Annotated in this window: 18 protein-coding genes and 5 tRNA genes; 15 read left to right on the forward strand and 8 right to left on the reverse strand. The window is 70.5% G+C overall.

From position 1 onward, the window contains the following. The 5 genes from ACZ6K0_RS07780 to ACZ6K0_RS07800 all read right to left on the reverse strand — a co-directional run bounded on the left by ACZ6K0_RS07780 (position 1) and on the right by ACZ6K0_RS07800 (position 9,090). Positions 1-3,309: a sensor histidine kinase gene (locus ACZ6K0_RS07780; protein WP_469227553.1), complete on the reverse strand. Its 3,309-nt coding sequence runs from the start codon at positions 3,307-3,309 to the stop codon at positions 1-3. 371 nt (positions 3,310-3,680) lie between these two features. Continuing rightward, positions 3,681-4,271 (reverse strand): GTP-binding protein, encoded by a 591-nt coding sequence (locus ACZ6K0_RS07785; RefSeq protein ID WP_024756255.1) that lies wholly within the window; start codon positions 4,269-4,271, stop codon positions 3,681-3,683. Then, the gene (locus ACZ6K0_RS07790) at positions 4,252-4,656 is read right to left on the reverse strand and encodes a DUF742 domain-containing protein (protein WP_024756254.1); all 405 of its coding nucleotides are present in this window, start codon (positions 4,654-4,656) and stop codon (positions 4,252-4,254) included. The genes ACZ6K0_RS07785 and ACZ6K0_RS07790 overlap by 20 nt, the downstream gene beginning before the upstream one ends. A gap of 132 nt (positions 4,657-4,788) precedes the next feature. Continuing rightward, on the reverse strand, positions 4,789-5,202 hold the full coding sequence (locus tag ACZ6K0_RS07795; protein ID WP_015036421.1) for a roadblock/LC7 domain-containing protein: 414 nt from the start codon (positions 5,200-5,202) through the stop codon (positions 4,789-4,791). Between the two features lie 9 nt (positions 5,203-5,211). Continuing rightward, the gene (locus ACZ6K0_RS07800) at positions 5,212-9,090 is read right to left on the reverse strand and encodes a sensor histidine kinase (RefSeq protein WP_469227552.1); all 3,879 of its coding nucleotides are present in this window, start codon (positions 9,088-9,090) and stop codon (positions 5,212-5,214) included. Positions 9,091-9,663: 573 nt separating this feature from the next. Between ACZ6K0_RS07800 and ACZ6K0_RS07805 the strand changes: the two genes are divergently transcribed. The 9 genes from ACZ6K0_RS07805 to ACZ6K0_RS07845 all read left to right on the forward strand — a co-directional run bounded on the left by ACZ6K0_RS07805 (position 9,664) and on the right by ACZ6K0_RS07845 (position 13,699). Then, positions 9,664-9,876: a hypothetical protein gene (locus ACZ6K0_RS07805; protein WP_376409438.1), complete on the forward strand. Its 213-nt coding sequence runs from the start codon at positions 9,664-9,666 to the stop codon at positions 9,874-9,876. Positions 9,877-9,967: 91 nt separating this feature from the next. After that, positions 9,968-10,753 (forward strand): fumarylacetoacetate hydrolase family protein, encoded by a 786-nt coding sequence (locus tag ACZ6K0_RS07810; RefSeq protein WP_376409440.1) that lies wholly within the window; start codon positions 9,968-9,970, stop codon positions 10,751-10,753. Next, entirely contained in the window at positions 10,746-12,221 is a 1,476-nt protein-coding gene (gltX, locus tag ACZ6K0_RS07815) for a glutamate--tRNA ligase (protein ID WP_376409443.1), read from the forward strand. Before ACZ6K0_RS07810 ends, gltX begins: the two co-directional genes overlap by 8 nt. Positions 12,222-12,338: 117 nt before the next feature. Further along, positions 12,339-13,061 (forward strand): HAD family hydrolase, encoded by a 723-nt coding sequence (locus ACZ6K0_RS07820; RefSeq protein WP_469227551.1) that lies wholly within the window; start codon positions 12,339-12,341, stop codon positions 13,059-13,061. A gap of 93 nt (positions 13,062-13,154) precedes the next feature. Next, positions 13,155-13,226, forward strand: a tRNA-Gln gene (locus ACZ6K0_RS07825). A gap of 42 nt (positions 13,227-13,268) precedes the next feature. Next, positions 13,269-13,341: transfer RNA gene (locus tag ACZ6K0_RS07830), tRNA-Glu, on the forward strand. An 84-nt stretch (positions 13,342-13,425) separates the two neighbouring features. After that, positions 13,426-13,498, forward strand: a tRNA-Glu gene (locus tag ACZ6K0_RS07835). 14 nt (positions 13,499-13,512) lie between these two features. Further along, positions 13,513-13,584: transfer RNA gene (locus ACZ6K0_RS07840), tRNA-Gln, on the forward strand. Positions 13,585-13,626: 42 nt separating this feature from the next. Further along, positions 13,627-13,699 (forward strand) — tRNA-Glu (locus tag ACZ6K0_RS07845). A gap of 136 nt (positions 13,700-13,835) precedes the next feature. Here the strand turns inward: ACZ6K0_RS07845 and ndgR are convergent. Beyond that, positions 13,836-14,552 (reverse strand): IclR family transcriptional regulator NdgR, encoded by a 717-nt coding sequence (gene ndgR / locus ACZ6K0_RS07850; RefSeq protein WP_017235973.1) that lies wholly within the window; start codon positions 14,550-14,552, stop codon positions 13,836-13,838. A gap of 140 nt (positions 14,553-14,692) precedes the next feature. On the opposite strand from ndgR, the gene leuC reads away from it, so the two are divergent. From leuC to ACZ6K0_RS07870, 4 genes are all read left to right on the forward strand, one after another. Next, complete coding sequence (gene leuC, locus ACZ6K0_RS07855; protein WP_376409448.1) at positions 14,693-16,117, forward strand: 3-isopropylmalate dehydratase large subunit; 1,425 nt, start codon at positions 14,693-14,695, stop codon at positions 16,115-16,117. A gap of 6 nt (positions 16,118-16,123) precedes the next feature. Then, a complete protein-coding gene (gene leuD / locus ACZ6K0_RS07860; protein ID WP_376409451.1) occupies positions 16,124-16,717 on the forward strand; it encodes a 3-isopropylmalate dehydratase small subunit in 594 nt (197 codons plus the stop codon). Positions 16,718-16,821: 104 nt separating this feature from the next. Beyond that, complete coding sequence (locus ACZ6K0_RS07865) at positions 16,822-17,049, forward strand: SCO5555 family protein (RefSeq protein WP_024755921.1); 228 nt, start codon at positions 16,822-16,824, stop codon at positions 17,047-17,049. A 143-nt stretch (positions 17,050-17,192) separates the two neighbouring features. Further along, positions 17,193-17,897, forward strand: coding sequence for an HU family DNA-binding protein (locus tag ACZ6K0_RS07870; RefSeq protein WP_376409455.1), 705 nt, complete (start codon positions 17,193-17,195; stop codon positions 17,895-17,897). A 204-nt stretch (positions 17,898-18,101) separates the two neighbouring features. On the opposite strand, the gene ACZ6K0_RS07875 is transcribed toward ACZ6K0_RS07870, so the two are convergent. Together ACZ6K0_RS07875 and cofC are read right to left on the reverse strand one after the other, a co-directional pair. Further along, positions 18,102-18,311 (reverse strand): hypothetical protein, encoded by a 210-nt coding sequence (locus ACZ6K0_RS07875; RefSeq protein ID WP_024755919.1) that lies wholly within the window; start codon positions 18,309-18,311, stop codon positions 18,102-18,104. A gap of 10 nt (positions 18,312-18,321) precedes the next feature. Further along, entirely contained in the window at positions 18,322-18,978 is a 657-nt protein-coding gene (cofC, locus tag ACZ6K0_RS07880) for a 2-phospho-L-lactate guanylyltransferase (protein ID WP_376409460.1), read from the reverse strand. A gap of 116 nt (positions 18,979-19,094) precedes the next feature. On the opposite strand from cofC, the gene ACZ6K0_RS07885 reads away from it, so the two are divergent. Next, a complete protein-coding gene (locus ACZ6K0_RS07885) occupies positions 19,095-19,856 on the forward strand; it encodes a lysophospholipid acyltransferase family protein (RefSeq protein WP_469227550.1) in 762 nt (253 codons plus the stop codon). Next, positions 19,853-20,854, forward strand: a complete 1,002-nt coding sequence (locus ACZ6K0_RS07890) for an NAD(P)H-dependent glycerol-3-phosphate dehydrogenase (protein ID WP_376409466.1) — start codon at positions 19,853-19,855, stop codon at positions 20,852-20,854. The genes ACZ6K0_RS07885 and ACZ6K0_RS07890 overlap by 4 nt, the downstream gene beginning before the upstream one ends. Positions 20,855-20,911 lie beyond the last annotated feature (57 nt).

Raw genomic sequence — 20,911 nt, forward strand, 5'->3', positions numbered from 1 at the left:
CTAACGCTCCTGGTTGTAGGTACTGCCCGGGCCGAGGCCCGATCCGTTCGTGTCCGTTCCCGCGTTGCGTCCCTGCTGGACGCCGCGGCGCAGGTTGCTCAACCTGCCCCGCACGTCCTCGGGTGCGCGGGAGACCTGGGGGCCGCCCTGCGGCGTCTGCTCCGCGGTGCCCTCGACCAGGTTGGCCTTCGGGACCCGTCGGGGAAGACCGGACGAGGTGACCCCGCCCGCCTTCGGGTCCTTCAGCTTCCCGGCCCGCTGCCAGCGCTCGTCGTTGGCCGAGCGCCAGGCCTCGGGGCCTTCGGCGGCGTCCTGCTGCTCTACCGACCCCGCCGGCTGCTCGGCCTGAGCCGGCTGCTGCGCCGGCGCGGGCTGCTGGGCCTGCGCGGGCGGTGCCTGTCGCTGCGCCTGCTGCGTCTGCGGGGCGACGCTGCCGCGGCGCGGCAGACCTGCGTCGGTCAGCGCGTGGCCGGCGTCCGGGGCGGGGTTCGGAGTGGGACCCGGACGGTCGAAGCCTACGCGGTCGCGGGCCTGTTCGGGAGCGGCCGGAGCAGATTCCGCTTCTGCTCCGTACTGCTGCCCGTAGCCGCCCTGGTAGGCGCTCTGCGCCGGCCACTCACCCTGCTGGGCCTGGGGATCGAACGCATTGCCGTACTGCTGGTGTTCGACTGCCGGGGCCTCGTACGAGGCTTCCGCATAGCCGGCCTGAGGGTACGCCTCGTAACCCTGCTGCGGGTACTCGCCGGCGTACTCCTGACCCTGGCCGTACTGCTGCTGCGGGTACTCCTGGTGCTGCGCGTACTCCTGCGCCTGCTCCTGGGGCTGCGCGTACTCCTGGCCCTGGCCGTACTCCTGGCCGTACGCCTCGGTCTGCGCGTACTCCTGGCCCTGGCCGAAGTCCTGCTGCCCCTGGCCGTACTCCTGCGCCGCGGGCTCCGACTCGTCGCGGAAGAGCGGACGGTCGCCGCCCTGCGCCTGGGCTTCGAGGTTCGCACGCCGGCCCTCGCGCATCAGGGAGCGGTTGACCGGGTCGAGCTCGCGCTCGCCGTCGCCCTGCTCCTCGTAGCGCGAGTCGTCGAAGCCCAGATCGGCGGCGGTCAGCATCGCCTGCGGTGCCGGAGCCTCGAAGGCGGTCTGCTGCTGCTGGGGAATGATCTGCGAGACGGTGAAGTCGTCGTGGACCGGCTGCTCGCCGCCACCACCGTGCGTGATCGCGTCCGGCAGCATGACGAGCGAGGTCGTCCCGGCCTGCTCGCCCGAGGGGCGCAGCTGGACCCGGATGCCGTGCCGGTCGGCGAGGCGGCCGACCACGAAGAGGCCCATGCGCTGCGAGACGGCGGCGTCCACGGTCGGCGGGTCGGCCAGCTTGTGGTTGATGTCCGCGAAGTCCTCGGCGGTGAGGCCGATGCCCTTGTCGTGGATCTCGACCATCACGCGGCCGTCGGGGAGACGGGTCGCGGTGACGCGGACCTTGGTCTGCGGGGAGGAGAACGTGGTGGCGTTCTCCAGGAGCTCGGCGAGCAGGTGGACGAGGTCGGTCACGGCCTGGCCGTGGATCTCGGCCTCGGGCACGCCGGCCAGTTCGATGCGCTCGTACTGCTCCACCTCGGAGGAGGCGGCGCGCATGACGTCGACCAGCGGCACCGGCTGGTCCCAGCGGCGGCCCGGCTCCTCGCCGGCGAGGACGAGGAGGTTCTCGCCGTTGCGGCGCATACGGGTCGCCAGGTGGTCCAGCTTGAAGAGGTTCTCCAGCTGGTCCGGGTCGGCCTCGTTGTTCTCCAGCTCGGTGATGAGGGTCAGCTGGCCCTCGATCAGCGACTGGTTGCGGCGCGAGAGGTTGGTGAAGATCGCGTTGACGTTGCCCCGGAGCATGGCCTGCTCGGCGGCGAGCCGGACGGCCTCGCGGTGGACCTGGTCGAAGGCGCGGGCGACCTCGCCGATCTCGTCCTGCGAGTCGATCGGGATCGGCTGGACGCGGGTGTCGACCCGGCCGGGCTCGGTACGGGACAGCTGGTCGACCAGCATCGGCAGGCGCTGCTCGGCGATGCCGAAGGCCGCGGTGCGCAGCTCGCGCATCGAGCGGCTCATCTGGCGGGCCATCATCCCGGCGAGGATGAAGGCGGCGAGCAGGGCGATGACGACGGTGGCGCCGATGACCCAGGCGTCCGTCTTGGCCTCGTCGGAGATCTTGGCGGCCTCGGCCACGGCCTTGTCGACGAGTGCCTTCTCGACCTCGGTGTAGCCCTCGAACTTGGCGGTGGCGACGGCCATCCAGCTCTCGGCCGTGATGCCCTTCGACTTCAGGGCCGCCAGGGCCTCGGGGCTCTTGGCGGTGCCGATCGCGGAGGCGACGCCGGAGTAGACGGAGCCGTCCTTGCCCTTGGGCAGCTCGACGTCGGCGGCCTGCATCTGCTTCGCGCCCTCGGCGGCCTTGCCGGCCATGACCTTCTTGAGGAGCTCGACGTCCTCGGGCATGCCGCCGGAGCTGTACTCGCCGAGGGCGATCTGCTCCAGGTAGTTGTACGAGTTGAAGGCCACCGACTGCTGCGCGAAGACCTCCTCCGTCCGGCTGGGCCGGACCAGGAGCTGGGTGCCGATGGAGCGCTGGAGCGACTCGGCGCCCTTCGCGAGCTGGACGGCGTAGACGCTGCGGCCGTAGGTGGTGACGTTGCCGGTGCCGAGACCGAGCTCGTTGGAGAACTCGGTGAGGTAGTGCTGGACGCCGGTGTACCCGAGCTGGGTGTTCACCGGGTCGAGGGAGCGGCTGTACGCGACCTTGCGGAGCGCGTCGAGCTTCGGCTCCTCGTCCTTGAAGAGCCGCAGACGGCGCTCCAGGCCCTGGCCCGAGGGGAGGTTCTTGGCCGCCTCGTCGAACTTCAGACGGGCGGCGTCGGTCGCGGCGTACGCCTGCTCGACCTCGTCGGCCTTGCGGTCCTCGGGGGTCTTCGCGGCGAGCAGGGGACCGGCGGTGAGGTCGCGCTCGTTGAGGAGCGCGGTGCTGTACTCCGAGGCGGCCCGCACGATGAGGGCCGTCTTCTCGGCGTCCTGCGCCTCCTGCCAGGTGTCGATCGCTCCCTTGACCTGGAAGCCGCCCATGACGAGGCCGACGAGCACGGGTATGAGCAGGATCGCGTTCAGACGGGTGGGCACCCGCCAGTTGCGCGGCGACAGCTTGCTGGAACTGCCCGGGGCGGCCGCCGTCGGCGGCGGTGTCACGGGCACGTCCGCGGGCGACACCGCTGTGCGCGACGGCGGGGTGAAGTTGCCCCGCGTCTCCTGCTCCGCGGAGCTTTCCTTGCTGCGCCTCACTCGACCAACAACCTCTCGGCGTCGGCACCTACGTTGTGCCGGTGTTTCGTTCAGGGCCGTACTACTCGGGAGTTCATGAATTGCAGCACGTGAAGGGGGTCCGTTCCAAACAGTGGGAAGCGACCGCTTTCAGTGGTCCAGGCCTGACATAAAACGGGCATAAAGAGCGAGCCCCGCCAAATGGCGGGGCTCATGTGAGCGCAGTGACACCGATCGGATGCGTCGGGTGTCCGAGGCGCCCCAATTCTCTGTCGAAACGTTATGAACGCGGGGGCGGCCGTGTCGAAGGACACAGGTCCCCCCTCGCGGAGGCATATGACAAACGTACGGGCCCGTCCATCGTCCGACGGGCCGTCCGGTCCTGCGGCCCGCTACTTCAGGCGGGCCATGAGGGCGTGCTCGACGAGGGTGATGAGCGCGCTCTTGGCGTCCGCGCGGTGGCGGGCGTCGGTGATGATGATCGGGGTGTCGGGGCCGATCTGGAGGGCTTCGCGGACTTCTTCGGGCTGGTAGGGCTGGTGTCCGTCGAAGCCGTTGAGGGCGATGACGAAGGGGAGGCCGCTGTTCTCGAAGTAGTCGACGGCGGGGAAGCAGTCGGCGAGGCGGCGGGTGTCGACGAGGACGACGGCGCCGATGGCGCCGCGGACCAGGTCGTCCCACATGAACCAGAAGCGGTCCTGGCCCGGGGTACCGAAGAGGTACAGGATCAGGTCCTGGTCCAGGGTGATGCGGCCGAAGTCCATGGCCACCGTGGTGGTGGTCTTGCCCCCGGTGTGGGTCAGGTCGTCGATCCCCGCCGAGGCGGAGGTCATGACGGCCTCGGTACGCAGCGGGTTGATCTCCGAGACGGCGCCCACGAACGTGGTCTTGCCCACGCCGAAGCCGCCCGCCACGACGATCTTCGCGCTGGTGGTCGACCGGCCGGCAGAGCCGGCGCCGCCGCTAGAGCTTGCGAAGTCCACTGAGCACCCTTTCGAGCAGTGTCACGTCCGGCGTGCCGCCGGTCTCTCCGTTGCCCGGCTGGTGGATCGCCACCATGCCGGCCTCTGCCAGGTCGGCGACGAGGATCCTGGCGACACCGAGCGGCATCGAAAGCAGCGCCGACACCTCGGCCACCGACTTGACCTCACGGCACAGGTGGCAGATGCGCTGGTGCTCCGGCAGCAGTGTGGCGAGGTGCGCCGGGTCGGCCGTGGTGCTGACCAGCGCCTCGATGGCGAGCTGGTAGCGCGGCCGGGTCCGGCCGCCGGTCATCGCGTAAGGACGCACCAGCGGCTGGTCGCCCTCGTATCCGTACTCGTCGACTGAGGCGCCGTACGGATCGTGAGAGGCGGGGGGCGGGGTCATGAATCCTCCGGGCGTGACAGCGAACTTCCGCCGTCTGATGGGGCCGGTGGGGGGCCGGATGGGGCGGCCGGACGATGAACATGTCGAGGGCGGTACGGAGGGGCGTACCGCCCTTTCGGTGTGACGGGTCTGCTAGTGGAGCAGGCTGCCCTGGAGCTCCGCGCGGAGATCCGGGGTGAGGACGCTGCCGGCCCGGTCGACCAGCAGCGCCATCTCGTAGCCCACGAGGCCGATGTCGCACTCGGGGTGGGCGAGCACGGCCAGCGAGGAGCCGTCGGAGACCTGCATGAGGAAGAGGAAGCCGCGCTCCATCTCCACCACGGTCTGTGCGACGGGGCCCCCCTCGAAGATCCGGGACGCACCCGCGGTCAGCGAGGTCAGTCCGGATGCGACCGCCGCGAGCTGGTCGGCGCGGTCGCGGGGGAATCCTTCGGACATGGCCAGCAGGAGTCCGTCGGCGGAGACCACCACTGTGTGGGACACCCCGGGGGTGTTGTCCACGAAGTTGGTGATCAACCAGTTCAGATTCTGCGCCGCCTGGCTCATCGCGTTCAACTAACGCTCCTGCTGATGGTTCGGACCGAGGTGGTGGTTACCCGTGGTCGAGTTACCGGCCTGTCGGCCCTGCTGGATGCCGCGGCGCAGATTGGTGAGCCTGCCGCGGACGTCGTCGGGTGCACGCGAGACCTGGGGGCCGGCCGTGTGCGCCTGCTCCTGTGCGGTCCCGGGTACGAGGTTGGCCTTCGGCACGCGCCGGGGAAGACCGGAGGTGGTGACGCCGCCGGCCGCGGGCTTGCGCACCCGCTCGGCCTGACGCACCAACTCGTCGTTGGGCGAGGTCCGCCAGGCGGCCCCGCCGTTCTGCCGGCCGTCACCGGCACCGGCGCCGGCCGGGCCTCCGGCCGGACGCTGTGCGGCCGGAGCCTGACCCTGCGGGGCGGCCGGGGCCTGACCCTGCTGCGCGGCCTGCTGCTGACCCTGCTCCTGGTGGAACCAGTTGGTCTCCAGCGTGTCGTACAGCGGGGTACGACCGTCGCCCGCACCGGCCGGCGGCAGCGCCTCCGGACGGCGGGGCTGCTGGAGCTGCGGCTGACGCGGCTGCTCGGCCTGCTCGTTCGCCGGACGCGGGGCACCGAAGTCGGCGCCGCCGGTCCGCTGCCGCGGGGCCGGAGCCTGCTGGGCCTGCTGGACGTACGGCTGCTGGCCGAACTGCTGCTGCTGGCCGCCCTGGTAGCCCTGCTGCTGCTGTGCGTGCTGGGGCTGCTGGGGCGCCTGCTGCGGTGCGCCGAAGTCCGGGCGCGGGAACTGACCGGTGGAGCCGGGACCCTGCGCCGCACCGAAGTCGGGACGCGGGAACTGGCCCGTGGAGCCGGGACCCTGCGCCGCACCGAAGTCGGGGCGCGGGAACTGCGCCGTCGACGCCGGGTCCTGCACACCGCCCTGGTACGCCTGGATCTGCGGGGCCTGAGGCGCCTGCTGACCCTGCGGGGCCTGCTGCGGCGCGCCGAAGTCGGGACGCGGGAACTGGCCCGTGGAACCGGGACCCTGGGGGGCCGCCGGAGCCGCGTACCGGCCCGTCGTCTCCGGGTCCTCGTGACCGCGCGGGGCGTCCAGCGGGCTCATCTCCTGCTGCGGGCGCCGGACCGGCTGCTGCGCCGGGTCGTTGCCCCAGCTCGCGGCCTGCGGGCGCTGCGGCTGCGGGTTGCCGCCCGGCAGCTCGGCGCGCGGGGCGCCGTAGGCGGCGGCCTGCTCGCCCTGCGGAGCCTGCTGCTGAGCACCCGGTCCGGCCTGCCGGCCGCCCTGGTTGCCCCACACGTCCGTACGGGACGGGATGGCGCTCGCGGCACCGCCGATGAGACCGCCCGCGCCGGGGGCCGGACGCAGCGGGTCCTGCTGCGGGGCCTGCGGAGCCTGGGGGACCTGCGGCAGCTGCCCGGTCTGGTCCAGCTGCGCGTGCTGCGGCTGCTGGGTACGGGACGGCTGGGGGCCACCCGTGAGCGGCGCGCCGTCACGGCCGGGCAGCGCGGCGCGCGGAGCGCCCGTACCGACCTGACCGCGGGCGGCACCGGCACCGAGCCGGCCGGCCGCCGACGAGGGCGCACCGCCGGGAGCACCGGGACCGCCGGGGCGTCCGCCGCCGGGGCCGCCGGCCGGGCCGGGGCCGCCGGGGAGCCTGCCGCCGGGAGCCGAGGCGCCCGGGGGCATCGCGCCCTGGCCGCCGCCGCCCGGCTTGGGCATGGGCTTCCTGCCACCCTGGGCGACGTCGACGGGAAGCATGACGAGCGCGGTGGTGCCGCCCGAGTCGGAGGGCCGCAGCTGGATCCGGATGCCGTGTCGCAGGGACAGGCGGCCGACCACGAAGAGACCCATGCGGCGGGAGACCGAGACGTCCACGGTGGGCGGCGACGCGAGCCGCTCGTTGATCGCGGCGAGGTCCTCGGGGGAGAGGCCGATGCCGGTGTCGTGGATCTCGACGAGCACGCGGCCGTCGGGCAGCGCGTGACCGGTGACGCGGACCTTGGTCTGCGGGGAGGAGAACGAGGTGGCGTTCTCCAGCAGCTCGGCGAGGAGGTGCACGAGGTCGTTGACGACCCGGCCGGCGACCTCGGTCGCCGGGACCGCGGCCAGCTCGATGCGCTCGTACTGCTCCACCTCGGAGGCGGCGGCGCGGAGCACGTCGACCAGCGGGACGGGGCGGGTCCAGCGTCGGCCCGGCTCCTCGCCGGCGAGGACGAGGAGGTTCTCGCCGTTCCGGCGCATACGGGTCGCGAGGTGGTCCAGCTTGAACAGCGAGGACAGCTGGTCCGGGTCGGCCTCGCGGGACTCCAGCTCGGAGATGAGCGAGAGCTGACGCTGGATGAGGCCCTGGGAGCGGCGCGAGAGGTTGGTGAACATCGCGTTGACGTTGCCCCGGAGGAGGGCCTGCTCGGCGGCGAGACGGACGGCCTCGCGGTGCACGTCGTCGAAGGCCGCGGCCACCTGGCCGATCTCGTCCCGGGAGTGCACACCGACGGACTCGACGGAGGTGTCGACGTCCTGCGGGTCCGACTCGGAGAGCTGCTTGACGAGCTCGGGCAGTCGGTCCTGGGCGACCTTGGTCGCGGTGTCCTGGAGCCGGCGCAGCGAGCGGATCATGGACCGGGCCACGATGAAGGCGCCGATGAGCGAGACACCGAGGACGAGGAGGATCAGGGCACCGTTGATGACGGCGTCGCGCTGGGCTTCCTGCCGCAGCTGACGCGCCATGGTCTCCATCTCACCGAGCAGGATGAGCTCGATGCGGTTCATGGCGGTGATCTTGGTGCCGTACTCGTCGGTGAAGTTCAGGTGACCGCGCGGAGTGCCGCCGGGCATCGCCTCGTCCGACTTCAGCACGCGCTCGGCGTACTTCTCGGCGGCGGTGATCGACGGGTCGCCGGTGTTGAGGACGGCGGTCAGCTCCTCGGCGTCGCCGCCGGTGTTCTCGTAGATCGCCCGGAAGGACTTGAGCTCGACGCCCTCGGAGTTGAAGGCGGCCTCGCCGTAGAGGCGGTCACCCTGCTGGATCTTGCCGCGGGTTTTGTCGCTCGGGGGGAGCGCGCCGGCGATGATCGCCTGCTGGATGGAGGCGTACTCCTTGGCGGACGAGAAGGCGGCGAGCGCCCGGGTCCGCTTGATCATCTCGGGGTTGCTGGTCGCCTGCGCCATGTCCTGGGACAGGCTGAGCAGCGAACGGATGAGACGGCTGTACGCCTCGACCGTCACCGAGTGGGAGACGCCCTTCTCGTAGGCGTTGCCGCGGATCGTGTGGAGCCCGATGACCTGAGAGGCGATCTGGTTGACGTTCTGGCGGATGCTCCGCAGCGCGTCGTCGTTCTCGGCGTTCGGGATCTCGTTGGTGGCGTCGAGGAAGTCCTTGTACTCGCGGTCCGTCCGCTTGCGCGGGGTCGCGATCTGGTAGTCGCTGGTGGGCCTGCCGTTGGCCAGCGGGCCGGCGGAGAGGTCGCGCTCGGCCTGGAGGGCCTGGGCGAGACCGGTCGCCTCACGGGTCAGCTTGGTCAGCAGCTGCATGTGGTCGAGCTGCTCGATGTCCTTGAGCGACTCGCTGATGCGGATACCGCCCAGGGAGGTGGCCGCGACCACGGGCAGGGTCAGCAGGGCGACGAGACGCGTCGAGATGCGCCAGTTGCGCAGGGCTATTCGCGGCCCGACCTCGTTCTCGGACCTGGTCTTGGGCGTGGCGGGAGCCGCGGCGGACTCGGTCGGTGCGGCCTTGGCGCTCGTGCGCCTGCCCTCACCGCCGTCGCCGGTCGGTCCCTGACCCTGGTTGGGGGTGTGCGAGGCCGAGGGACCGCGGTCGGTCCCGGCACGCGGTTCCTGCTCCGCCGGAGCTTCGGCTCGGCCCTGACGGGCCTGGGGAGACCCCGAGCCATCCCTCTTGAAACGTCCCTGCACTAGCGTCGCAACCTCTGGACCAGGCGTCCTTCCGGGTGAACGGAGAGGACGGTGTCGGCGTCGTGGGGACGCAGGATGCGCCCCATGGTGGTCGTCGGTGACCGGCGCAGTTCCCCCTTCCCCGCCACTCGGAACCGGCGCTGCGTTGCGCCCCCTGCGCGCCGGCTTGAAACCCGCGACGGTGCGTGGAATTCCAGCACAGTGCCGGATCTCCAACAAGGGCCCCGTGTCGTGCGCGTAGGGGGATGACAACCCGTACTCGACGTGTCACCCCATGTAGAAGATGATCACGGAGGTTTCGGACTTTTCCCCTCCAATGTCTCCGCGTACCCGTGTGTCCCAGTCGCCATGATCAGGAGCGGAATAGAGCATTCAGTGCCGTAATGCCCGTTTCCGTGACGGCTCATGGCAGTCCGTAATGCCCGAAATGTGGAGTGATTGGTGAGCAAACTCACACGATGATCGATGTCTTAGCCATGCATTCGAAGGGAATCGCATGTTTAGCCTGACGCTTTACACGATGCTCGCGCGCCCGCAAGGGCGCCCCTCCCGGGACAGGGTCTGAACACCGCCATGAACGACACGAAGACCGCGACGCTCCACAAGACGGCCAACCCGCGCCGCTCCACCCTCGCCCACCTCGAGGACGCCGCGCAGCTCGGCCGGGCCTTCCTGCCGGAGTACGCCGCCGAACTCCCCGGGCAGACGGCCAACCCGCGCCGCACCGTCCTCATGACGGCCCCCGCCCCCTACGAGCCGGCCCCGTACGCCTCCGCCTCCCGCTGACACCGCCGACACCGCCGGTCGGCCGCCCCCTCGCCGCGTTAGCCTGGAGCGTCAGACTCCAGCCAGTACCAAGTGAGGGGCGACAGCACTCGTGCGCATCGCCAGATTCTCCATCGACGGCAATGTGGCCTTCGGCGCCGTCGAGGGCGAGGGAACCGTCGAGTCCGGCGGCCTCGTCCTCGACATCATCAAGGGCATCCCGTACACCGACTTCGAGCTCAGCGGCACCAAGGTCCCGCTCAGCAAGGTACGGCTCCTGCCGCCCGTGCTCCCCAACAAGGTCGTGGGCATCGGCCGCAACTACGCGGAGCACGCCGCCGAACTCGGCAACGAGGTCCCCGACGTACCCGTCGCCTTCTTCAAGCCCACCACCTCGGTGATCGGCTCCGGCGACGCCATCGAGTACCCCTCCTTCTCCAACGAGCTGCACCACGAGGCCGAGCTGGCCGTGGTCATCGGCCGCATGTGCCGTGAGGTGCCCCGCGAGCGCGTGAAGGACGTCATCTTCGGCTACACCTGCGCCAATGACGTCACCGCCCGCGACGCCCAGCAGCGCGAGAAGCAGTGGGCCCGCGCCAAGGGCTTCGACACCTCCTGCCCCCTGGGCCCCTGGGTGGAGACGGACCTCGACCCGAGCGACCTGACCATCCAGGCCACGGTCAACGGCGAACAGCGCCAGCTGGGTCGGACGAGCGACATGATCCGCTCCATCGAGGACCTGGTCGTCCACATCAGCGAGGCCATGACGCTGCTCCCGGGCGACGTCATCCTCACCGGTACCCCCGCCGGGGTCGGCCCCCTCAACGTCGGCGACGAGGTCGCCGTCACCATCGAAGGCATCGGCACTCTCACCAATAAGGTGATCAAGCGTGGCTAACGCGAACATCCGCGTCCGTTTCTGTCCCTCGCCGACCGGCAACCCCCACGTGGGCCTGGTCCGCACCGCTCTCTTCAACTGGGCCTTCGCCCGGCACAACGAGGGCACCATGGTCTTCCGCATCGAGGACACCGACGCGGCCCGCGACTCCGAGGAGTCGTACGACCAGCTGCTCGACTCGCTGCGCTGGCTCGGGCTCGACTGGGACGAGGGCCCGGAGATCGGCGGCCCGCACGCGCCGTACCGCCAGTCGCAGCGGATGGACATCTACAAGGACGTCGCCGAGAAGCTGCTCGCCGGTGGCTACGCGTACCCCTGCTACTGCACCACCGAGGAGCTCGACGAGCGCCGCGCCGCCGCCCGCGCCGCCGGCCGCCCCTCCGGCTACGACGGCCACTGCCGCGACCTCACCGCCGAGCAGAAGGCCGCGTACGAGGCCGAGGGCCGCGTGTCGATCGTCCGCTTCCGGATGCCCGACGAGCCGATCACCTTCACCGACCTGGTCCGCGGCGAGCTCACCTTCACCCCGGACAACGTCCCGGACTACGGCATCGTGCGCGCCAACGGCGCCCCGCTGTACACCCTGGTCAACCCGGTCGACGACGCCCTGATGGCGATCACCCACGTCCTGCGCGGCGAGGACCTGCTCTCCTCCACCCCGCGCCAGATCGCGCTCTACAAGGCGCTGATCGAGCTGGGCGTCGCCCAGGAGATCCCCGCCTTCGGCCACCTGCCGTACGTCATGGGCGAGGGCAACAAGAAGCTCTCCAAGCGCGACCCGGAGGCCTCCCTCAACCTCTACCGGGAGCGCGGCTTCCTCCCCGAGGGCCTCCTGAACTACCTCTCCCTGCTCGGCTGGTCCTTCTCCGCCGACCAGGACATCTTCACCATCCCCGAGATGGTGGCGAAGTTCGACATCGCCGACGTCAACGCCAACCCGGCGCGCTTCGACCTCAAGAAGGCCGAGTCGATCAACGCGGACCACATCCGCATGCTCGACGTGAAGGCCTTCGCCGAGGCCTGCGAGCCCTGGCTCAAGGCCCCGCACGCCAACTGGGCGCCCGAGGACTTCGACCGCGCCGCCTGGGAGGCCATCGCGCCGCACGCCCAGACCCGGATGACGGTCCTCTCGGAGATCACGGCCAACGTCGACTTCCTCTTCCTCCCCGAGCCGGTCTTCGACCAGCCCTCGTGGGACAAGGCGATGAAGGGCGAGCCGGCCGCGCTGCTCACGACCGCCCGCGAGAAGCTCGTGGACGCCGACTGGAGCGACCCCGAGTCCCTCAAGAACGCGGTCCTGGCCGCCGGCGAGGCCCACGGCCTCAAGCTCGGCAAGGCCCAGGCCCCCGTCCGCGTCGCCGTCACCGGCCGCACGGTCGGCCTGCCCCTCTTCGAGTCCCTGGAGATCCTGGGCAAGGAGAAGTCCCTGGCGCGCATCGACGCCGCGCTGGCGAAGCTCGCCGGCTGAGCCTCGTACGCCCGTCCCCGGGGGCGACGACCGGAACCTCCGGTCGTCGCCCCCGAGGCGTTCCCGGGCCGGGCGAAACCCCCGCGCGGGGCGGGGGAGCGGCGGTACGGTCGTGGCATGAGCATCCGCGCCGTCCTGTGGGACGTGGACGACACGATCTTCGACTACGAGGGCGCCGACCGCGCCGGCATGCGCGGGCACCTGACGGCCGAAGGCCTCCTCGACGGGTACGACTCCGTCGACCAGGCCCTGGAACGCTGGAAGGAGCTCACGGAGCTGCACTGGCGCCGCTTCGAGATCGAGGGCGGCGACTTCCAGGACCAGCGGCGGGCCCGCGTCCGGGACTTCCTCGGGGCGCCGGAGCTCACCGCCGCCGGGGCCGACGACTGGTTCGACCGGTACGTCGTCCACTACCAGGCCGCCTGGGAGCTCTTCCCCGACGCGCTGCCCGTCCTCGACCTGCTCGCGGACGACTACCGCCACGCGGTCCTCTCGAACTCCAGCATCCACGCCCAGGAGCCCAAGCTCCGCGCCCTGGGCGTGCGCGACCGCTTCGAGGCCGTTCTCTGCGCCGCCGAGCTCGGGGTCGCCAAGCCGGCGCCCGAGGCCTTCCACGCCGCCTGCACGGCCCTCGGCCTGGCCCCGGAGGAGATCGCGTACGTCGGGGACCAGCCCGACATCGACGCGCGGGGCGCGGTCGAGGCGGGGCTCCTGGGCATCTGGCTGGACCGCGCGGACACCGGCGGCAGGCCCGAGCTGCGACGGATCACGGACCTCGGCCAGCTCCCCGCCCTGCTCCGCGGGGATACCCGTTTTGGAGCACCGTCCACCTTCAGGTAATGTTCTTTCTGCGCCGAGGGGAACAAGCCGAAAGGCAAGAGCCCGGAAAGCGCAAGCCGAGCAAGGTTCTCCCTGGTGGGGACGTTGCCACGGTGGCCTATGGTGTAATTGGCAGCACGACGGTTTCTGGTTCCGTTAGTCTTGGTTCGAGTCCAGGTAGGCCAGCTCGCAGAGCTTAATCTGCAACTCGTGGATGGCATCCACAAAGCCCCCGTTGTGTAGCGGCCTAGCACGCCGCCCTCTCAAGGCGGTAGCGCCGGTTCGAATCCGGTCGGGGGTACAGATCCATCCCGTGGATCACTTGGGTAGCTCCCGGTGAATCCGCGGTGACATCACCCGGCGCATGCCGGGTGGGATCGCTAGGGCCCCCGTTGTGTAGCGGCCTAGCACGCCGCCCTCTCAAGGCGGTAGCGCCGGTTCGAATCCGGTCGGGGGTACGGTGTAACCACCATGGCCTATGGTGTAATTGGCAACACTACGGTTTCTGGTACCGTCATTCTTGGTTCGAGTCCAGGTAGGCCAGCTCGCAGAGCTTCATCTGCACCTGCGGATCTGATCCGCAAAGGCCCCCGTTGTGTAGCGGCCTAGCACGCCGCCCTCTCAAGGCGGTAGCGCCGGTTCGAATCCGGTCGGGGGTACAGAACGAAGAAGCCCTTCCCTTCGGGGGAGGGCTTCTTCGCTGTTCGGCATCGGCTGTCGCGCAGGAGGAGCACGTACAACTCCGGCCCACCGCTGCGGCGTTGAAGCGGTGGGCCGGGACGAACGGGAGGGGCGTCAGCCGTTGCGCCGGAGCGCCTCGGAGAGACGGGCGGCGGCGTCGATGACCGCCTGGGCGTGCATGCGGCCCGGGTGGCGCGTCAGACGCTCGATCGGACCCGAGACCGAGACGGCGGCCACGACGCGGTTCGAAGGGCCGCGTACGGGCGCGGAGACGGACGCGACGCCCGGCTCCCGCTCACCGATGGACTGGGCCCAGCCACGGCGCCGTACGCCCGACAGGGCCGTCGCCGTGAAGCGGGCGCCCTGGAGGCCGCGGTGCAGCCGCTCGGGCTCCTCCCAGGCCATCAGGATCTGAGCGGAGGAGCCGGCCTTCATGGTCAGCGTCGAGCCGACCGGGACGGTGTCCCGCAGGCCCGACAGCCGCTCGGCCGCCGCCACGCAGATGCGCATGTCGCCCTGCCGGCGGTAGAGCTGCGCGCTCTCGCCGGTGACGTCGCGCAGATGCGTCAGCACGGGGCCGGCGGTCGCGAGCAGACGGTCCTCGCCGGCCGCGGCCGCGAGCTCCGAGAGGCGCGGTCCGAGAATGAACCGGCCCTGCATGTCACGCGCCACCATCCGGTGGTGTTCCAGTGCCACGGCGAGACGATGTGCCGTGGGTCGTGCGAGTCCCGTCGCCGCGACCAGTCCTGCGAGGGTGGCCGGACCGGACTCCAGGGCGCTCAGGACAAGGGCTGCCTTGTCGAGAACGCCTACGCCGCTAGAGTTGTCCATGCAACGATATTCGCGTCTCACTCTGTGAAACGCAAGTTCAATTTTCCGAGGACCTTGGCACTCTGGTGATGCGGCCGCACAACGGCCCGCGAAACGGGTCTCTAGTTGTGCCGACGCAGACGTCGGCCGGAGGGAAAGCGATGGGTAGGACACTCGCGGAGAAGGTCTGGGACGACCACGTCGTCCGGCGCGCCGAGGGCGAGCCCGACCTCCTCTTCATCGATCTGCACCTGCTGCACGAGGTGACCAGCCCCCAGGCCTTCGACGGCCTGCGCCAGAACGGCCGGCAGGTGCGGCGCCTCGACCTCACCATCGCCACCGAGGATCACAACACCCCGACCCTCGACATCGACAAGCCCATCGCGGACCCCGTCTCCCGCGCGCAGCTGGAGACCCTGCGGAAGAACTGCGCCGAGTTCGGCGTCCGGCTGCACCCGCTGGGCGACGTCGAGCAGGGCGTCGTCCACGTCGTCGGACCGCAGCTGGGCCTGACCCAGCCCGGCACCACCGTGGTCTGCGGCGACTCGCACACCTCCACGCACGGCGCCTTCGGCGCGCTGGCGTTCGGCATCGGCACCAGCCAGGTCGAGCACGTGCTCGCCACCCAGACGCTGCCCCTGGCCCGCCCGAAGACCATGGCCATCACGGTCGACGGCGACCTGCCCGAGGACGTCACCGCCAAGGACCTGATCCTCGCGATCATCGCGAAGATCGGCACCGGCGGCGGCCAGGGCTACATCCTGGAGTACCGCGGCTCCGCCATCGAGAAGCTCTCGATGGAGGCCCGGATGACCATCTGCAACATGTCGATCGAGGCCGGCGCCCGCGCGGGCATGATCGCCCCCGACGAGACCACCTTCGCCTACCTGGAGGGCCGCGCCCACGCCCCCGAGGGCGAGGACTGGGACGCCGCCGTCGCGTACTGGAAGACGCTGAAGTCCGACGAGGACGCCGTCTTCGACGCCGAGGTCGTCATCGACGCCGCCTCCCTGGCGCCGTTCGTCACCTGGGGCACCAACCCCGGCCAGGGCGCGCCGCTTTCGGCGAACGTCCCCGACCCGGCTTCGTACGAAGACGCTTCGGAGCGCCTCGCCGCCGAAAAGGCCCTGGAGTACATGGGGTTGACCGCCGGCCAGCCGCTGCGCGACATCAAGGTCGACACCGTCTTCGTAGGCTCCTGCACCAACGGCCGCATCGAGGACCTGCGCAACGCCGCCTCCCTCCTGGAGGGCCGCCAGGTCGCCGACGGCGTCCGCATGCTGGTCGTCCCCGGCTCCGTCCGGGTCGCCCTGCAGGCCGTCGAAGAGGGCCTGGACAAGGTCTTCAAGGAGGCCGGCGCCGAATGGCGGCACGCGGGCTGTTCGATGTGTCTGGGCATGAACCCCGACCAACTGGCTCCCGGTGAGCGCTCCGCGTCCACCTCCAACCGCAACTTCGAGGGCCGGCAGGGCAAGGGCGGCCGGACCCACCTGGTCTCGCCCCAGGTCGCCGCCGCCACCGCCGTCCTGGGCCATCTGGCCTCCCCGGCCGATCTGTCCGACGTCGCCACCACCGCGGGGGTCTGAGGAACCATGGAAGCTTTCACCACGCACACCGGCCGGGCCGTCCCGCTGCGCCGCAGCAACGTCGACACCGACCAGATCATTCCGGCGCACTGGCTCAAGAAGGTCACCCGCGACGGCTTCGAGGACGGGCTCTTCGAGGCCTGGCGCAAGGACCCCGAGTTCATCCTCAACCGCCCGGAGCGGCAGGGTGCCTCGGTCCTGGTCGCCGGCCCCGACTTCGGCACCGGCTCCTCCCGTGAGCACGCCGTCTGGGCGCTCCAGAACTACGGCTTCCAGACGGTCATCTCCGCCCGGTTCGCCGACATCTTCCGCGGCAACTCGCTGAAGAACGGCCTGCTGACCGTCGTCCTGCCGCAGGAGACGGTGGACGCGCTCTGGGAGCTGATCGAGGCCGACCCGACCGCCGAGATCACCGTCGACCTGGAGCAGCGCAAGGTCCTGGCCGCCGGGATCGACGCGGACTTCGAGCTCGACGAGAACGCCCGCTGGCGTCTCCTGAACGGACTCGACGACATCAGCCTCACCCTTCAGAACGAAGCCGACATCGCGACCTACGAGGCGGCACGACCGGCCTTCAAGCCCCGTACAATTACGGTCTGAGCAGCGCTTTTCCAAGACTGCGCCCCCCACCGCCAGGTGGGGGGCGCAGTCGCTTGTTGGGACCCTGTCGGGCGACAACTCGCCCTAGATGGCACAATCGGTGCATGGAACGCGACAGCCAACTCGAGCTCTACGAGTCAGTCGCCGCCCGATTGAAGGAAGCGCACACAAGAGTGCGCTCACTGCAAGTCCCGGAGGGCGTAAGGATGGCGCTGTCCCGGAAGCTGCTGGTCGTGACGGCCGCGGCGAAGCACGATCTCAAGGACGCGGCAGCGCGTCTGGACCGGTTGATGAAGGACCTCGACGAGGGCCGATTCCCAGAGGACGACTGACACCAGGAACTCCGCAGCGGGTCTTTTGCGTTGCGGCACTAGGGTGATTAGCCCGTTTCGTGTTTGATTTGCGGTATATACATGCCTAACGTGCGAAAAAGCTTGAACACTTTCGTTCTGGCAATGTCTCCGAAGGGGAAGACGTGAACAAGGCGCAGCTCGTAGAAGCGATTGCCGACAAGATGGGCGGTCGCCAGCAGGCCGCCGAAGCCGTCGACCACGTGCTCGACGCCATCGTGCGTGCCGTGGTCGGGGGCGACCGGGTCTCGGTGACGGGCTTCGGCTCGTTCGAGAAGGTCGACCGTCCGGCCCGCTACGCCCGCAACCCCCAGACGGGCGAGCGCGTGCGGGTCAAGAAGACCTCGGTCCCGCGCTTCCGTGCGGGTCAGGGCTTCAAGGACCTGGTCAGCGGCTCGAAGAAGCTCCCCAAGGGCGGCGAGGTCTCCGTCAAGAAGGCCCCCAAGGGCAGCCTCACCGGTGGCGCCTCCGCGACCGTGAAGAAGGCCGCGGCCAAGAAGGCCACCACCGCCAAGAAGGCCGCCGCGAAGAAGGCGACCCCGGCGAAGAAGGCCACGACGGCCGCCGCGAAGAAGGCGACCCCGGCCAAGAAGACCACCACCGCGGCGGCGAAGAAGACCACCGTCGCGGCGAAGAAGGCCTCGACGGCGGCGAAGAAGACCACGACCGCCGCCGCGAAGAAGACCACCACGACGGCGGCGAAGAAGGCCGTCAAGGCCACGGCCAAGAAGACCGCGCCGGCCGCGAAGAAGGCCACGGCGACGAAGGCGCCCGCGAAGAAGACCACGGCGCGCAAGACGACCGCCAAGAAGGCCGCCGCCAAGAAGTAGGACGAGCGGTACCACCCGCCGGGCCGGGCTCCCCACCCAGGAGCCCGGCCCGCGGCGCGTTCGCGTCGCGGAGGGCTCGAAGGGCGCGGAGTGCTCGAAGCGCTCGACGTGCTCGAACCGCTCGACGTGCTCGAACCGCTCGACGTGCTCGAACGGCTCGACGTGCTCGACGTGCTCGACGTGCTCGAAAGGATCAGGCGGGGATCAGAAGGTCTGGAGCGTCACCAGGGTGATCCGCAGGCCGGCCCCGGACGTCCCCGGCTCCGCCTCGATCCGCACCCGCTGGCCCGGCCGCAGCAGCCGCAGCCCGCCCGCGTCGAAGGCCTCCGCCCCGAAGTCCACCGGGGTGCCGTCGTCGAGCAGCACACTTCCGCTGCGGGTCTCGGAGTCGTACGTGAACGCGGTCGCCTGCATGGACCGCAGCCTATCCGGCCGCCGGCACCCACCGGGCGGCCGTCCGCGGGCCGAGCCCCAGAGCCATGGCCTCCGCCAGATCCTCGCCGGTGTCCACGTCCCGGCGTACGGAATCCACCCCGGTCAGCCGGATTTCCACCGCGCCCGACGACAAATGGCGCAGCCTCGACGGCCCCCCGAATGCCGGTTCCAATTCCACCCCCGGACCCGCCGAGAGGAATGTCGTACCTATTTCGGCGGCATCCGCGAGAAATGCCCTCGGAAATTTCCGGGCGGTGTCCAGGACCCGGGCCAGCTCCGTGGTCCGCAGCGCGGGCAGATCGGCGTTGAGCGCCGCCACGCGCGCGTGCGGCAGCCGCTCCCGTATCGAAGCGACCCCGTGCGCCAGCGCCGCGTTGAGTCCCGCCGCCGGGAGGTCCGGCACGATCCGCGCCCCCAGGGCCGCGAGCGCGGTCCCGGCCGTCGGGTCGTCCGTGACGACCACCACATCCCGTACGCGCGGACAGTTCAGCACGGCACCGACGGTGTCCTCGGCGAACGCGAGGGCGAGCCGGGGGCGCAGCAGGGCTCCCGTGGCCGCGGCCAGTCTGCTCTTCGCCAGGGCAAGGGGTTTCAGGGGTACGACCAGGTACCAGCCGTCTTCCGCGTCGCTGTTCACCGGGCCCATTCTGTCCCGCCCGCGCGGTCCGGTGGGGGCCTCGGGGCGTACCGTGTCCTCGACAGACCCGGAGCATGGGGCGACACTTGACCCCCTGCCAGCCAGTCCCGGAGAAAGGTGTCCGAGTGCCCCGCCGCAGAATCGGCTTCTGGTACCGCCTCGCGGCGGTCATCGCCAAACCCCCCCTGGTGGTTCTGTTCAAGCGGGACTGGCGCGGTATGGAGCACATTCCGGCCGACGGCGGATTCATCACCGTGGTCAACCACAACTCGTACCTGGACCCGCTGTCCTACGCGCACTACCAGTACAACACCGGTCGTGTGCCGCGCCTCCTCGCCAAGGCGGGCCTCTTCAAGAGCCCCTTCGTCGGCATGATGCTGCGCAACACCGGACAGATCCCCGTCTACCGCGAGACCACCAACGCGCTGGACGCCTTCCGGGCCGCCGTCGACGCCATCGAGCGCGGCGAGTGCGTCGCCTTCTACCCCGAGGGCACCCTGACCCGGGACCCCGACATGTGGCCCATGGCGGGCAAGACCGGCGCCGCCCGCGTCGCGCTCCTCACCAAGGTCCCGGTCATCCCGGTGGCCCAGTGGGGCGCCAACCTCGCGATGCCGCCGTACGCCAAGGACAGGAAGCTCAGCCTCTTCCCCCGCAAGACGCTGACCGTGCAGGCCGGCCCGCCGGTCGACCTGTCCCGCTTCGACGGCCTGGAGCCGACGCCCGAGGTGCTCCGCGAGGTCACCGAGGTCATCATGGCCGCGGTCACCGCCCTCCTGGAGGAGATCCGCGGCGAGAAGGCGCCCGCCGAACCGTACGACCACCGCAAGGCCCGTCTGGAACAGCGTCGCAAGGCCGCCGAGGCCGCCGAGGAGAGCACCAAGTGACCAAGGCAGCCGTCTTCGGCAACGGATCCTGGGGCACCGCCTTCGCCATGGTGCTCGCCGACGCGGGCTGCGAGGTGAGCCTCTGGGGCCGCCGCGCGGAGCTCGCGAAGGAGATCAACGCCACCCGGGTCAACCCCGACTACCTCCCGGGCATCGAACTCCCGCGGGCGATCACGGCCACCGCGGACCCGGCCGAGGCCGCCCACGACGCCGACTTCACCGTCCTCGTCGTCCCCTCGCAGACCCTCCGCGGCAACCTCGCCGCCTGGAAGCCGCTGCTCGCCCCCGGCACCGTCCTCGTCTCCCTCATGAAGGGCGTCGAACTCGGCACCGCCGAGCGGATGAGCGAGGTCGTCATGGAGGTCGCGGACGTGCCCGCCGAGCGCGTGGCCGTCCTCACCGGACCCAACCTGGCCCTGGAGATCGCCGCCCGGCAGCCCGCCGCCGCCGTCGTCGCCTGCGTCGACGAGTCGGTCGCGCAGCGGTTCCAGTCGGCCTGCATGACCCCGTACTTCCGCCCGTACACGCACACCGACGTCGTCGGCTGCGAGCTCGGCGGCGCGGTGAAGAACGTCATCGGGCTCGCCGTCGGCATCGCCAACGGCATGGGACTCGGCGACAACTCGAAGGCCACGCTCATCACCCGCGGCCTCGCCGAGACCACCCGCCTCGGCCTCGCCATGGGAGCCGACCCGCTCACCTTCTCCGGCCTCGCGGGCCTCGGCGACCTGGTCGCCACCTGCTCGTCGCCGCTCTCCCGGAACAACACCTTCGGCACCAACCTGGGCCGCGGGATGACCCTCCAGGAGACCATCGCGGCCACCAAGCAGACCGCCGAGGGCGTCAAGTCCTGCGAGTCCGTGCTCGATCTGGCCCGCCGCCACGGTGTCGACATGCCGATCACCGAGACGGTCGTCTCGATCGTCCACGAGGGCAAGCCGCCGGTCGTCGCCCTCAAGGAGCTGATGTCCCGCAGCGCGAAGTCCGAGCGCCGCTGACGTTCGCGACACGGACACGCGCCGTACGCGCGACGGACGCCTGACGGACGCATGACG

It is taken from the genome of Streptomyces sp. NPDC042346 (genome assembly GCF_055581845.1).

Excerpts from the sequence above, each read along its gene's own strand:
- ACZ6K0_RS07790 (WP_024756254.1), bottom strand. The coding sequence starts at position 4,656 with ATGACCCCGCCCCCCGCCTCTCACGATCCGTACGGCGCCTCAGTCGAC.
- ACZ6K0_RS07795 (WP_015036421.1), bottom strand. The coding sequence starts at position 5,202 with ATGAGCCAGGCGGCGCAGAATCTGAACTGGTTGATCACCAACTTCGTG.
- ACZ6K0_RS07805 (WP_376409438.1), top strand. The coding sequence starts at position 9,664 with ATGAACGACACGAAGACCGCGACGCTCCACAAGACGGCCAACCCGCGC.
- ACZ6K0_RS07820 (WP_469227551.1), top strand. The coding sequence starts at position 12,339 with ATGAGCATCCGCGCCGTCCTGTGGGACGTGGACGACACGATCTTCGAC.
- ndgR (WP_017235973.1), bottom strand. The coding sequence starts at position 14,552 with ATGGACAACTCTAGCGGCGTAGGCGTTCTCGACAAGGCAGCCCTTGTC.
- leuC (WP_376409448.1), top strand. The coding sequence starts at position 14,693 with ATGGGTAGGACACTCGCGGAGAAGGTCTGGGACGACCACGTCGTCCGG.
- leuD (WP_376409451.1), top strand. The coding sequence starts at position 16,124 with ATGGAAGCTTTCACCACGCACACCGGCCGGGCCGTCCCGCTGCGCCGC.
- ACZ6K0_RS07865 (WP_024755921.1), top strand. The coding sequence starts at position 16,822 with ATGGAACGCGACAGCCAACTCGAGCTCTACGAGTCAGTCGCCGCCCGA.
- ACZ6K0_RS07875 (WP_024755919.1), bottom strand. The coding sequence starts at position 18,311 with ATGCAGGCGACCGCGTTCACGTACGACTCCGAGACCCGCAGCGGAAGT.
- cofC (WP_376409460.1), bottom strand. The coding sequence starts at position 18,978 with ATGGGCCCGGTGAACAGCGACGCGGAAGACGGCTGGTACCTGGTCGTA.